The sequence below is a fragment of the Cytobacillus sp. FSL H8-0458 genome (assembly GCF_038002165.1).
Taxonomy (GTDB): domain Bacteria; phylum Bacillota; class Bacilli; order Bacillales; family Cytobacillaceae; genus Cytobacillus.
Map to the genome: position 1 here is coordinate 781,417 of NZ_JBBOBR010000001.1, position 13,156 is coordinate 794,572.

The 13,156-nt window shown below is 40.0% G+C and carries 16 protein-coding genes; 13 read left to right on the top strand and 3 right to left on the bottom strand.

The features are described 5' to 3' along the window. Nucleotides 1-2 precede the first annotated feature (2 nt). A complete protein-coding gene (gene deoD, locus NYE23_RS03995; protein WP_341075640.1) occupies nucleotides 3-707 on the top strand; it encodes a purine-nucleoside phosphorylase in 705 nt (234 codons plus the stop codon). 177 nt (nucleotides 708-884) lie between these two features. Beyond that, entirely contained in the window at nucleotides 885-1,757 is an 873-nt protein-coding gene (locus tag NYE23_RS04000) for a M15 family metallopeptidase (protein ID WP_341075643.1), read from the top strand. Nucleotides 1,758-1,777: 20 nt separating this feature from the next. Here NYE23_RS04000 and NYE23_RS04005 read toward each other — a convergent pair whose 3' ends face one another. Then, a complete protein-coding gene (locus NYE23_RS04005) occupies nucleotides 1,778-2,026 on the bottom strand; it encodes a hypothetical protein (protein ID WP_341075644.1) in 249 nt (82 codons plus the stop codon). 258 nt (nucleotides 2,027-2,284) lie between these two features. Here NYE23_RS04005 and NYE23_RS04010 point away from each other — a divergent pair, with 258 nt between their 5' ends. From NYE23_RS04010 to NYE23_RS04020, 3 genes are all read left to right on the top strand, one after another. Next, nucleotides 2,285-2,491 (top strand): heavy-metal-associated domain-containing protein, encoded by a 207-nt coding sequence (locus NYE23_RS04010; protein WP_341075646.1) that lies wholly within the window; start codon nucleotides 2,285-2,287, stop codon nucleotides 2,489-2,491. Nucleotides 2,492-2,633: 142 nt separating this feature from the next. After that, nucleotides 2,634-4,112: a lmo1851 family serine protease gene (locus NYE23_RS04015; RefSeq protein WP_341080589.1), complete on the top strand. Its 1,479-nt coding sequence runs from the start codon at nucleotides 2,634-2,636 to the stop codon at nucleotides 4,110-4,112. 171 nt (nucleotides 4,113-4,283) lie between these two features. Continuing rightward, on the top strand, nucleotides 4,284-5,210 hold the full coding sequence (locus NYE23_RS04020; protein WP_341075648.1) for an LCP family protein: 927 nt from the start codon (nucleotides 4,284-4,286) through the stop codon (nucleotides 5,208-5,210). 50 nt (nucleotides 5,211-5,260) lie between these two features. Here the strand turns inward: NYE23_RS04020 and NYE23_RS04025 are convergent, their stop codons facing one another. After that, entirely contained in the window at nucleotides 5,261-5,878 is a 618-nt protein-coding gene (locus NYE23_RS04025; RefSeq protein ID WP_341075649.1) for a class I SAM-dependent methyltransferase, read from the bottom strand. A 114-nt stretch (nucleotides 5,879-5,992) separates the two neighbouring features. Between NYE23_RS04025 and NYE23_RS04030 the strand changes: the two genes are divergently transcribed. The 3 genes from NYE23_RS04030 to NYE23_RS04040 all read left to right on the top strand — a co-directional run bounded on the left by NYE23_RS04030 (nucleotide 5,993) and on the right by NYE23_RS04040 (nucleotide 8,272). Continuing rightward, entirely contained in the window at nucleotides 5,993-6,394 is a 402-nt protein-coding gene (locus NYE23_RS04030; RefSeq protein WP_341075652.1) for a hypothetical protein, read from the top strand. Then, on the top strand, nucleotides 6,387-7,307 hold the full coding sequence (locus NYE23_RS04035) for a CobW family GTP-binding protein (RefSeq protein ID WP_341075654.1): 921 nt from the start codon (nucleotides 6,387-6,389) through the stop codon (nucleotides 7,305-7,307). The genes NYE23_RS04030 and NYE23_RS04035 overlap by 8 nt, the downstream gene beginning before the upstream one ends. 131 nt (nucleotides 7,308-7,438) lie before the next feature. Then, entirely contained in the window at nucleotides 7,439-8,272 is an 834-nt protein-coding gene (locus NYE23_RS04040; RefSeq protein WP_341075657.1) for a hypothetical protein, read from the top strand. 35 nt (nucleotides 8,273-8,307) lie between these two features. On the opposite strand, the gene NYE23_RS04045 is transcribed toward NYE23_RS04040, so the two are convergent. Beyond that, nucleotides 8,308-8,550: a hypothetical protein gene (locus NYE23_RS04045; protein WP_009332565.1), complete on the bottom strand. Its 243-nt coding sequence runs from the start codon at nucleotides 8,548-8,550 to the stop codon at nucleotides 8,308-8,310. A gap of 117 nt (nucleotides 8,551-8,667) precedes the next feature. On the opposite strand from NYE23_RS04045, the gene NYE23_RS04050 reads away from it, so the two are divergent. The 5 genes from NYE23_RS04050 to NYE23_RS04070 all read left to right on the top strand — a co-directional run bounded on the left by NYE23_RS04050 (nucleotide 8,668) and on the right by NYE23_RS04070 (nucleotide 12,869). Then, nucleotides 8,668-8,934: a hypothetical protein gene (locus tag NYE23_RS04050; RefSeq protein ID WP_341075658.1), complete on the top strand. Its 267-nt coding sequence runs from the start codon at nucleotides 8,668-8,670 to the stop codon at nucleotides 8,932-8,934. A 404-nt stretch (nucleotides 8,935-9,338) separates the two neighbouring features. After that, entirely contained in the window at nucleotides 9,339-10,319 is a 981-nt protein-coding gene (locus NYE23_RS04055) for a WD40 repeat domain-containing protein (RefSeq protein ID WP_341075660.1), read from the top strand. A 1-nt stretch (nucleotide 10,320) separates the two neighbouring features. Next, nucleotides 10,321-10,995 (top strand): response regulator transcription factor, encoded by a 675-nt coding sequence (locus NYE23_RS04060; protein ID WP_341075662.1) that lies wholly within the window; start codon nucleotides 10,321-10,323, stop codon nucleotides 10,993-10,995. Next, nucleotides 10,992-12,395, top strand: coding sequence for a sensor histidine kinase (locus NYE23_RS04065; protein ID WP_341075663.1), 1,404 nt, complete (start codon nucleotides 10,992-10,994; stop codon nucleotides 12,393-12,395). Before NYE23_RS04060 ends, NYE23_RS04065 begins: the two co-directional genes overlap by 4 nt. Before the next feature lie 15 nt (nucleotides 12,396-12,410). Further along, nucleotides 12,411-12,869, top strand: coding sequence for a FixH family protein (locus tag NYE23_RS04070; RefSeq protein WP_341075664.1), 459 nt, complete (start codon nucleotides 12,411-12,413; stop codon nucleotides 12,867-12,869). Nucleotides 12,870-13,156 lie beyond the last annotated feature (287 nt).

Here is a 13,156-nt window from a genome sequence, read left to right on the forward strand (position 1 = left end):
TTATGAGCGTACATATTGGTGCTAAAGAAAATGAAATTGCGGAAACGGTCCTGCTTCCTGGAGACCCTTTGCGTGCAAAATATATTGCAGAAACATTCTTAGAAAATGCGGAGTGCTACAATGAAGTCCGCAACATGTTTGGCTATACAGGAACGTATAAAGGGAAGCGCATATCAGTTCAGGGTACAGGGATGGGGGTTCCATCCATTTCCATCTATATTAATGAACTAATGCAAAGCTATAATGTCCAAAACCTGATTAGAGTAGGAACGTGCGGTGCGATTCAAAAAGATGTAAAGGTTCGCGATGTAATTCTGGCGATGAGCTCTTCTACAGATTCCCAAATGAACAGGCTTACTTTCGGAGGAGTTGACTTTGCGCCGACAGCAAACTTTGATTTATTGAAAAAAGCTTATGATGCAGGTGTTGAAAAAGGATTAAACCTTAAAGTCGGAAATGTCTTCACAGCTGACATGTTCTATAATGACAATTCGGAACTTGAAAAATGGGCAAAGTATCAGATCCTGGCAATTGAAATGGAAACGGCCGCTCTATATACACTTGCAGCGAAATTTGACCGCAAAGCACTATCTGTCCTAACAGTCAGTGATCACATCCTGACAGGTGAGGAAACGACTGCTGAAGAAAGGCAAACCACCTTCAATGAAATGATCGAAGTGGCACTTGAGGCTGCTGTTAAGGAATAATATAGAATGAAACTGGTTCACCTGAGCCAGTTTTATTTTTTTGATGAGTGTGTTTTTGAAATTCTTAAATAGGATATTTTGTGCCGTTTGTCCTGTTTTTAACACAATTATGGACTAGTTGACGTGTAGTGTTAAAATAGTAATGTTGCAAAGAAATAAAAAGACAGGTGAGTTTGAATGAAGAAGATCATAATTATGGCAGGGACCCTCAGCCTTCTGCTTTCCGGCTGCAGCCAGCTTGATCCGTATTTGGATAAAGCAAAGCCGCTTATTGAAAAAATTCCGTTCCTTGGGGAAGATAAAAGCCTCGATGAACCTTCTCAAGAAAATGAGTCACTAAATAGAGAAGAAAACAGTGCCGGGGAAGCAGACAATGAAGACAAGAAAGATATTCAAAAGGATCCTCTTTCATTGGAAGCTTTATATTTTAATGATATTAAAACTGTGGATGGCAGAAATATTATCCAGAACCCTGATAATGTGATGGTCCTGGTGAATAAACAATTCAGCCTTCCGGATGGCTATGAACCATCCAAGCTAATGATCCCGGATGTCGCATTTTCTTACGGGAAGTTAGATTTGGAAAAGAGCTATATGCGTCAGGACGCAGCTGAAGAGCTGGAAAAGCTGTTTACAGGAGCATTGAATGAAGGTGTGGAATTATTTGCTGTATCCGGCTATCGCTCATTTACACGGCAATCGGAAGTTTTTGAGGCCGAAGTAAATAGAGTGGGTAAAGAAAAAGCGGTTCAGGCTGTGGCGATTCCCGGAAGCAGTGAACATCAGACAGGACTCACAATGGATATCTCAAGCAGAAGTGCAGGCCTTGAGCTTTCCGAAGAATTCGGGGAAACAAAGGAAGGAAAGTGGCTTGCTGAAAATGCGCATAACTATGGATTTATTCTCCGCTATCCAAAAGGAAAAGAAGCCATCACAGGTTATAAATATGAGCCCTGGCATTTCCGTTATGTGGGCCATGAAGCTGCGAAAGTCATTTATGAAAAGAAATGGACTTTGGAAGAGTACTTTGATATTGTTAAAAAAATTTAAGAGGCCAAAATAGGCCTCTTTTATTTGCTTTTCTCCTTTAGACTGCCTTTTCCTGATTGAAAATAGAATATAACCGCTAAAATGAAGGGTACAGCGGGAAGGCCTGATAGAAAACGGAGCACATTTTCTGCCTCTGTTAAAGAATATCCCAATGGCAGAAGCAGAAAAAAACTTAATAGAGCAAGTTTCCATGACTGATTCATGATCCCGGCAATTAGGCTGATTAGGGAAAATGCGAAGCTTATCCATAATATTGCGGTTAACATCATAAGTTCACCCCTTAAGAAAGTGATGGGAGAGCTGAGGGCTTGCCGTTGAAAAGGATGGCTAGAGGGTTTTAAAATGACTATATAATAAAATATGTATATGCTGGCAAAACATTAATCTTTTATTTTCCTGATGTAAAATGCCGCTTTAATTGAAGTGAAGTATTGTCTGGCCGGCTGTCTGTTTACCTGATGTTTATAAACCTCCTTCAATGAGGTATTAATAAAGTAAGGTTTACTTGTAAAAAGGAGGCACATGCTTTGGATAAAGTTTCGTTTAAAGTTGTAGGCATGACCTGCAGCCATTGTGAAGAGGCAGTCAAAAATGCCCTTCTCTCCATCGATGGCGTGGCAAGCGTCTCGATTGCCTTTCATGATGAACATGCAGAAATCGAATATGACCCTGAAAAATCTGATATGGAACATTTTATAAAAGCGATTGAAAACCAGGGCTATGGGGTAGCCTGACATAAGAAAGAGCGCCACGCATACTTTGCTGGCGCTCTTTCAATCGCTGCACACATTTTTCTTTGTTATTTATTCGATAAATGTTATTCTAATCATTAAGGATTGTACATAGTTATTTACGGTGACGAAAGTGGTGAAAAGTTTGCAAAATGAAGATTTAAACAAAGAAACTTCTGAAACACCAGATAATAACCATTCAGGTTTTATCCGCATGAAAAAGTTTCATTTTGTAATGCTGCTGTTTTTTATTGTGTTCCTATCAGCTGGAATTACTACCTTTGCACTGGCCTTTGGAGATGAAAAGGCAGTAGATATGGGAACAAGCGAAAGAAGGGAATTTGATAAGCTGTATACAGCTTATGATACCCTGAAAGCAAACTATTTCGAGGAAGTGGATCAGAATAACCTTATAAATGGCGCTATTAACGGTATGCTTGAAGCCCTGGATGATCCATACTCGGACTATATGAATGAAGAAGAAGCCGAAAACTTTCATCAGAGTATTTCATCCTCTTTTGAAGGAATTGGAGCTGAAATCCAGGAACAGGAAGGCTACATAGTCATTGTATCCCCATTGAAAGGTTCACCTGCTGAAAAAGCCGGGCTTAGGCCAAATGACAAGGTTCTCTCAGTTGATGGAAAAAGCCTTCAGGGGATGAGTTCTACAGAGGCAGTTATGCTGATCAGAGGCGAAAAAGGAACTAAAGTAGAACTTGCTGTTCAGCGTCCCGGCACAGATGAGCCTATGAATATTTCCATTACACGCGATACTATTCCCCTTGAGACAGTATATGGCGAAATGCTTGAAGATGGTATTGCAAAAGTACAGATTACTACATTCTCGGAAAATACTTCTAAAGAACTGGTTGAAACTCTGAACGAACTGCAGAAGCAGGGCATGAAAGGATTAATCCTTGATCTTCGCCAGAATCCAGGCGGCCTTCTGGATCAGGCAGTGGAAATCTCCAGCCTGTTTGTCCCGGATGGCGAGATATTATTCCAAATTGAAGACCGCAACGGAAACAGAGAAGAAGTAAAATCAAAAAGAGAAGAAAACCCGAATATACCTTTAGTCGTTGTGATTGATAAAGGAAGTGCCAGTGCATCAGAAATTCTGGCTGCGGCAGTACACGAATCTGCAGATGTGCCGCTTGTCGGTGATAAATCGTTTGGAAAAGGCACCGTCCAGCGTGCACAGGACTTCTCAGATGGTTCAAACATGAAATTCACTACTGAAAAATGGCTGACACCGGATGGCAATTGGATTCATAAAAAGGGAATTACACCTGACCACAAAGTGGCCTTGCCGGAATACGCTGCACTGCCGTTTATTAATCCAGACACCGAATTAAAGCTTTCTGCTTCTTCAGCTCAGGTTAAAGCAGCTCAAGCTATGCTGAAAGCTCTGGGATTTAATCCTGGAAGAGAAGACGGTTTCTTTGACGAAAAAACGGAAGCGGCTGTCAAGGAATTTCAGGCTGCTGAAAAGCTTGATCAAAATGGAGTATTATCAGGGCAGTCTACACTTAGACTGATGGAAAAACTCCGTGAAAAAATCGACCAAAATGATACGCAAATTCAAAAAGCAGCTGAAGTGCTGAAAGAACAAATAGGGTCTTAATCTAAAAGCTCTCCGATTCGGAGAGTTTTTTTCATTTTTAAGCGGGAAGATTCCTTCCTCAAGCAAGTAGCGGCAGGGACAGTTCAAGTATGGATATTCCAGAAAGTGGGTATAGAATGCGTTTCTCTTTCCCACAATGGTAGTAAACTTTAACTATAAAGCAGCGCAGGGGTGATTTGCTTGAAAAAGATATTGATTCTATTTTTACTGGCTGCAGCTATATTATCCGGCTGCACGTCTTTTCAGCAAAAAGAAAACAACAATGCAAGGCAGGAGACGGAGATCGGTGAGTCCGAAAAGGAGAATAAAGAGCCTTCAGCGAATGAAAATGAAACGAAAAACTTTTTGCTTATTGGTGTCGACAGCAGAGGAGAAGAGGATTCACGTTCGGATGCCATTCTGCTGGCCAGCTATGAACCTTCCGGAGAATCCATTAAATTGGTCTCTCTAATGAGGGACAGCTATGTAAAAATTCCGGATTATCAATATATGTACAGCAAATTGAATCATGCTTATTATATAGGCGGCAAGGATTTATTAAAGGATACAATAGAGCAAAACTTCGAAGTTCAAATCGATCATACAGCAATTATTGATTTTAAGGGATTTACAGCAATGCTTGATGCGATTGCCCCGGACGGAATTGAAGCGGAAGTCAGTACCGCTATGATTGAAGATATGGGACTGGATCTGGAGCCGGGGAAACAAAAGCTTAAGGGAAGCGACATTTTATCATATGTGAGATTTCGCCATGACGGACAAAGTGATTTTGGGAGAGTGGACCGGCAGCAGGAAATTTTGATTGGACTTAAAGATGAAGTGTTGAACCAATTCTCATCACCTGCCGGTTTTGCAAGGTTTCCGGAAGTAATCAGCCAGGCAATGAAATATGTTGAAACCGACTTAAAGATTGAAGAAGCATTATCACTCGGTGTGAAATTTTTAATGAATCCTGTCACTGACATTGAAACACTTAGGGTACCTGTTGAAGATAGTTATGAGAATAAAACATATGAACATGCCGGCTCGGTTCTCCAGCTTGATTTTGAAGAAAATTCAGAAGCACTTAAGCAGTTTTTGGATGCTGAAAAGAAATAGAGAATAAGAAATGCGCTTTTAAAAGCAAATGAGGAGCCCCCCTGGGCTCCTCATTTGCTTTTTGTGCACACTGCAATCCCAAAAGGGTAGTGTTTGCCTTCTCTTTTCGGTTCAATGAGAACACTTCTCTGATAATAAAATTCCGTCTCTCCATAAGACTTGAACAGTTCAATAAATTCATCTTCAGTCAGCTGGTGAAAATGGAAGGGCTCATTTGTCGGCTTTCCTCTCCCGGCACCGAAGGGCGTGGATAAAATGAGTGTCCCGCCTGGCTTTAGCATCTTAAAAAGGCTGTTAAGGAATATTTCTTCTGATGCCAGGTGTTCAAGCGTTTCAAAGCTCGTTATCACATCAAAGAATCCCAATTGTTCAGGGAGGGAATCATCTTCCGCATTGGCTTTTACATACTGCACGAGAGGATGATAATGATGCTGTCTGGCATATTTCAGTGTATCCTTATCAATGTCCACTGCTACAATTTCATTGATTTCTTTTTTCTTGGCTTTTGCCATTATTTTTGAACCGTACCCCGTTCCGCACGCAATATCAAGCACTCTCCCTTTAGCGTAATAAAGGGCAAAATAGTAACGTGCCAAATGTTCCAGAAGCATTCCATTAGTAACCGGCATTTCCTCCAGAATGATTCTTTCTCCGGTATTTTCGAGCATTTTACTCCACCATCCTTAATAGAAATTATAGCAAAATTGTCTTATGGTTTGTATGGACTGGTAAAATCATATACAATGGGTCATTAGACAGGATAGCTATAAAGAGGTGATCCTTTGAAGCAGGTAGTGAAGCTTAATGAAGAGACGCGCAGGCAAATATCAGATATTGAACATAAATGCGAAAAGCTTGCAGAAAAACTTCTTAATAAGTACAAAACAGACTTTAAAAATGAAGAGGAAAATCTGGCAGTGGATCTGGTCAGAACGATAAAAGGCCGGCATGCATCAGAAAAAGATGTGTTCGAAATTGATTATGAGTCCATTCTGGAACTGGGAATTGAGACGGAGGATGAATTTTTTCCGAATGCTTATATTCCCATCTGGAAATGCAAACAGGAAATGTTTCATTCAGTTGGTTATTTAACCAATCTGGATATTGAATCAATAGAGAAGAAAATGATGATTATGATTAAAGAAATGCTGGCAGATCGTGAAGAAGGGGAAAAGTATGAATAAAACAGAAATATATATACTATCAGGATTTCTTGGGAGCGGGAAAACGACGCTTCTAAAGCAGCTGCTTCAGGATGAAAAAAAGCAAGGCAGAAAAGTGGCAGTCATGATGAACGAGCTTGGGAAAGTTTCAATTGACTCGGACGCAGTCGATGAGGGTGTGCCATTAAAAGAGCTGCTTGATGGCTGCATATGCTGTACCATCTCAGATAAGCTGGAAGCGCAGCTTCAGGAATTATTGATGGTTGAAAAGCCGGAAGCGATCTATATTGAAACTACAGGTGCTGCTCATCCCATTGAAGTTATGGATAGCATCCTTTCCCCCCTTTTTGCAGACAGGATGCAGGTAAAGGGAATTATTTCTGTTGTTGACGGTCCAAGATGGCTTAATCGAAATGTGTTAAGCCCTCAGGTGCAGCAGCTTTTAATTGAGCAGGTTCGGCATGCAGACTTAATTATATTAAATAAAGCAGATGAACTTTCCGAGGCTGAACAGGCGCGGCTTACAATGGAGATTCAGGGTCTTAACAGCCAGGCGTTCACCATCTTAACTTCATACTCAAAGATCGCAGTGAAGCAGGTAAGAGGTATGTCCTCCGGGAAAAAAAGCAAGGCTTCCAGGTCACATGTTTCTTCTGATCTTAAGCTAAGCACGTTTGTTTACCAGTTTCAAAAACCTGTCAATCAGAATGATTTTGAGGATTTTCTAAGAGGACTTCCAGACACTGTGTACAGAATAAAAGGGTATATGAAACTGCATTCATCACAGTACCCGTTTCTTTTTCAGTTTTCTTATGGAATGCCGCTCTATATGCAGGAAAACATCAATATGCCCCTGAATATGGTGTTTATTGGGGAGAATATTGATTGGGGAGAAATAGAACAAAGGTTAAAAAAACTGGAAGCATCTAATTAATCAGGATATTTATAGAAAATCGCATTCCTATGGTGCGATTTTTTTATTACTTGAATGAATGAAGAAAACCTTTTTTTGGGAAACTCATTATATAATGCCTAACCGAAAAAACATATAAATGAGTGGGATTTATGAAAACATTAAACATAGTCATTGTATTCATCTATCTTCTTTTTGCAGCAGGCACACATACATCTGCAGATGAAGAGGGGATTAGCTGGCGGATTGAGATGCTGCCATGGGAGAAAGTAAATGGAATATTGCCGAAATACAGTAATTTTACCGTTCTGGATGTTGAAACAGGCAAGAAGTTTAAGGTCCAGAGACGTGCCGGAAGCCATCATGCAGATGTTCAGCCATTAAATGCTGAAGAAACAAAAATAATGAAAAGCATTTATGGCGGAAAATGGAGCTGGAAGCGGCGCGCCATCATAGTTATTAATGGCAATCAATGGATTGCGGCTTCCATGCATGGTATGCCCCATGGAGGAGGTGCACTGAAAAATAATTTTCCAGGGCATTTTTGCATTCATTTTTACGGCAGTACAACACATCGAACAAACTTTATGGATTTATCACACAAGCTCATGATTTTGAAAGCAGCAGGAAAGCTTGATGGATATCTTTATAATGCAAATCCTTATGAAGTGATCAGTGCATTCATGGCTGGATTAAAACAGCAGGATTCCAAAATTGTCGAGTCGATTTCCCTCCAGCCTTTAGCATGGAATAAACTCCTGCCCAGAATTGAGAATGTAAGGCTAAGTGCGATGCCCGTCCTTCCGGCAGAGGATTTGACAGATGAGTTGAGTATGGAGGTGCCTGTGGAAGCGGATTGGTTTATAAAAAACCGCGGCAGACAGCATTTTCGGGGCAGCATCTATCTTGTGCGTTTTTCACAGGCAGATCCATGGAAAGTGGATAATAAAAGATTCTTAAAGGAAAATAAGTTAGTGAACAAATAAAGGCCTGAGAATAAAATCTCAGGCCTTTATTCGTTTTATTGTTTTTCGCCAAATTTGATGAATGTCCGCTCGTCTTCCACAAGTCCGCAAGCCGCACATTGCACCCTTTTATCAGGGCCTTTATAAGGCATATGGAAGGGGGAAAGCTGTTCACTGCTGTACTCTTCCAAAACATTCCCTGTCTGAGGATCCATTTTGATGGATTGAGGCACCTGCTGAATAATATTGAATCGGCTTCTGTTTGTTTTACAGTTTGGACACCGATAAGGTGAATTCATAACTCATTCTCCTTTCTCGCATATTAGCTGTATTTTTTGCATTTATAAATTTATTTATGTAAAAATACATCTAAGGAAATATAATTGTTTCCTGTTTTGGAAGGGATGTGGCAAGTTATGAGTCCAGACTACGAAAAGCTTCTGAATGAATACCGGAAGCTTTGGAATAACCGGAAACTCGAAGAGGATACCAATGCAGAAAACATTTTAAAGGAAGCAATCTCCAGGGAACTAAGGGACGAAAATTCCCATCCAAGAGTCCGTAAGACTATCTATGAAAAATTTTACCTTGCGGTTAAGAGAATTGCGCATTCAGACCTGGATGACACATCCAAAGCAGCACTTATCCATATTCATATCCATGAAGCGGAAGGTTTGAAATAGGGGGGTTTAAGCCTCCTTTTTTAATGGCTGTTTTCGCAAGGTTTGTCGCCACTTTTTATTTATTTGCTGAGTTGATTGCAGCGGAAGGTGCGAGATCCTCGAAAATGCTAACGCATTTTCTTCGTGCGGTGTTTTTTCAGGGAAGTTTATTCAACGTCCTGCGGGAGAAGCGGGACAGGTGAGACCCCGCAGACGCGGAGCGTCAAGGAGGCTCACCGCCTGCCCCGCGGTTCGCTGAGCATCCTGGAGCGGAAATCAACGGACAACATTGTTAGCGAAAACAACATTTTATACGAAAAGAGCCTTTTTAATTAATAGGTTTACTGCAGATTTCAAGATCCTTTCACATTTATCTCACAATATTAATGTAAGATAAAGATAAGATAGTCATGAGGAGAAATTGTATGTCAAAAAAAATGTATTGGCTTTTCTTTTTATGGATTATAACGGCCTTCCTTACTTCCTGCTCAGAAAAGAGACAGCCTGCAATACCCGAGGATATAAGCTTTGCTGCCACAGTAAATATCAAGGATATGACCATATCTTTTGTGGACCTGGAAAAAAAGGAGCTGGCGGCAGAATGGGCTATGGAAAAACCTTATACAGGCGCTTTAATTCTCCCGGACAATGATTCCATCCTTCTTTATGGAAAACAGCTTGAAACGGCTGATCTTTATTCCTTAAAGGAAGGCAAACTGATTGACAGCTGGGAAACAGGAGAAGGAATCGTAAATGGAATCCTGCTTGAAACGAATGAAATCGCCTTTGCAGATCAGCATTTAAACGAAATTAGGTTCTTTCATTTAAATGGAGAAGAAGAAAAACAGATCGAATCTGAGATAGATCCGCTTACCCTGCTGGAATCTGGTGAAAAGAATAAGTTATTTGTCCTTAGCTTCAATCATGAAAAACTGGGAATCATCGACCTTGAATCAAAACAAAAAAGCGGGGAATTTACGATCCATCCTTCAGCAGCCGGTGCGTGGCTTAATGAGAAAAACGGTGAAATCTGGATTGGCGGACATGGAGAAGGTGTAGAGATTGAACAAAATATCCATGTATATGATGAAGAAACGGGAAAGTTAAAAAAGAAAATTCCAGCCGCCTCGATGCCGATTAATTTTCTGGGACAAGAAAATCAAGTATATGTCCTAAGCCATGGATCAAATATGTTATATAAAATTAATGAATCAGGGGAAGAAGCAGCCTCTGTTTCAATTGCGGCAAATCCTTTTGAAATGGCTTTTGCAGGAGATAAACTATTAGTGGCCGGTTATGACAGCAATGATTTACATATACTTGAGCCGGAAAATTTAAAAACGCTTAAAAGTATCAAGGTTGGAGAGGGTCCTTTTAAAATAGTCATTAGGGAGAGTGTGAAATGACATGCTGAATATCCTGATTATAGATGATGAAGCAGATATGAGGCACTTAATTGAAATGTACCTCGGGAATTCAGGATTTGCATGCTTTTCAGCAGAAAGCGGCTTTGAAGCATATCGCATACTTGAAAATAAGGTGATGGACTTAGTTATTCTGGATATCATGATGCCTGGGGAGGATGGATTTGAAGTATGCTCCCGAATAAGGGAAAAATCAAATGTGCCAATTATATTTCTCTCTGCTAAGGGAGAGGAATGGGATAAAGTGAAAGCCCTGCAGTTAGGAGGGGATGATTATATTGTCAAACCTTTCAGTCCTGGAGAGCTTGTCGCCAGAATCAATGCTGTCCTTCGAAGAACAGGCGGTTTAAAAAGTGACATGGATTCCATTCGAATTGGAAAGATCGAAATTGACATGAAAGCAAGAAAAGTCTCAGTTGCGGGAAAGCATGTCACGCTTACTCTTAAGGAATATGAATTGCTTCTGTTTTTTATCGAACATAAAAACCAGGCATTAAGCAGGGAGCAGCTGCTTGAATATATATGGGGCATTGATTATACAGGGAGTTTAAGAACAGTAGATACTCATATAAAAACGCTGAGAATGAAGCTTGGGGTTGGTGACTATATTCAAACAGTCTGGGGAGTTGGCTATAAATTAGAGGTGCCTGATGAATGAAATTCCTGACCAATAGTCTGGCTAAAAAAATGTGGCTGACCGTAACAGCCGCGATTATTATTACGATCTTATACTCCTATTTTTTGTCTTATTTATTTTATGAAAAAATTTATGTGGAAAATGTCAGGGACTCCCTGCTTACTGAAGGGAAAAGCCTGGCGTCAGAGTACCAGGGAGGGGCTTTGACAGATGATCTCAAGGAAAAAATCGATTGGTATAATTCCAAATCGGAAACAGAGATTTTTATAGTCAGTAATCCCAGAGAGCTTAGTGCCTGTCTGCCTTTTGAAATTGACTATCAGACACTAATTGGCAAATCAGAGCGTGAAGAGCTTCTAAAAGGCATACCAGTTGAAAAACTGGGCTATGAAAAAAGGTTTGACCGAAAAATTATGGGAGTCATTATTCCTCTTCTTGATGATAATCGGCTTCAAGGCATTATTTATTTATATGTTCCCCTTGCAAAGATTTCAGAAATTACCCGTGATTTTGCATATCTGTGGCTCGTAGCTGCGGCAGTTTTTACTGTTATCAGTATCATTTTAGGAACGATGCTGGTTAAAAAACTGACAAAGCCCCTATTGGATATGAAGGATGCAGCTGAACATGTTTCAAAGGGATACTATGATATTCATTTAAACATTGATTCAAAGGATGAAATTGGCCAGCTGGCAAATGCCTTCAATTATATGTCCTCATCTATACGAAAAGAAGACGAAAAGAAAAGGGATTTCCTGGCAAATGTATCACATGAGTTAAGAACCCCTATAAGCTATGTAAAAGGCTACAGTGAGGCGCTTATTTCCGGAATGGAAAAATCCGAAGAGGACAGGCAAAAATACTTGCAGCTGATACTTAGAGAATCACGGAGGATGGAACGTCTTGTTGGAGACTTGCTTGATTTATCTAAGCTTGAATCTGACGAATACAAACTCGAAGAAATGCCGCTTCCATTGGCACAGCTAATAGAGGACGCTATTGAAAAATACAAGCCGGTCCTTCGTGAAAAAAACCTGGATCTGCAGTATCGCCTGGATCCTGAAGTAATCATAAATGGAGATGAAGGCAGGATTGAGCAGGTTATCCAAAATATTATGGACAATTCCATTAGGTATACAGCAGAAGGCAGAATCAGCATTCGTTTATCTCAAGAGAGAGATCAATGTCTGATTGAAATAGAGGATACAGGGATAGGGATTTCAGAAGAACATTTAAGCAAAATTAAACAAAGGTTTTATAGAGTGAATAAAGGCAGAACAAGATCAGATGGAGGCACAGGGCTTGGACTTGCAATTGCAGAAAAGCTGGTTAAGCTTCATCAAGGTGAGCTGACTGTGTTCAGTGAATTAAATAAGGGGACGACAGTCAGAATCATGCTGCCGCTGCTCGAAATAAAGTAAGAGAGGAGATTATTGATGAAAAAACTAATGTATATTTGGCTCCCTGTAATGATAATTATTAGCCTGGCTGCCTGCAGCAATAATAATGCAGCGGAGGAAGAACCGCAATTCCTGGATGTCGAGTTATCGATAAATCCTGAAAAAGCAAAAGCGAATGAACCGGTTGTTTTTGAAGCAAAAGTTACATATGGAGAAGAAAAGGTTACAGATGCAGACGAAGTAAAGTTTGAAATTTGGAGAGCAAATGCGGAAGAACACGAAATGATACTTGTTGAACATGCTGAAAACGGGATCTATCGCCTGGAGAAAAGCTTTAAAGAAGATGGTACCTATTATATATATTCACATGTAACGGCGCGCAGGATGCATAATATGCCTAAAAAAGAATTTGTTATCGGCAAGCCGAGTGCACCTGAAAAAGAGTCAGGCAGCCAGGAAGAAAATATGAATGACGATGATCATGGCAGCCATTAAAAAGCAGCATTGGCTGCTTTTTGTTTTGGAATCGAGTAATCCTGCAGGAATTTTTCCTATAGGGGCATATATACCCATTTACGGGTATATATACCTATAATATTTGTTACATTGGTGTAATAAAAGTAAAGAATATTATCAGGCTTAAAACCTGTCAATAGTGATATTTTAGTATATAATTGGTACTGTATAAAGGAAGCTTCCAATATAGACAAAAAAATACAGAGGTCTATATACCCATTATTAAGTAAACATAAACCCATTAAAATAAGGATTTATGAAAACTT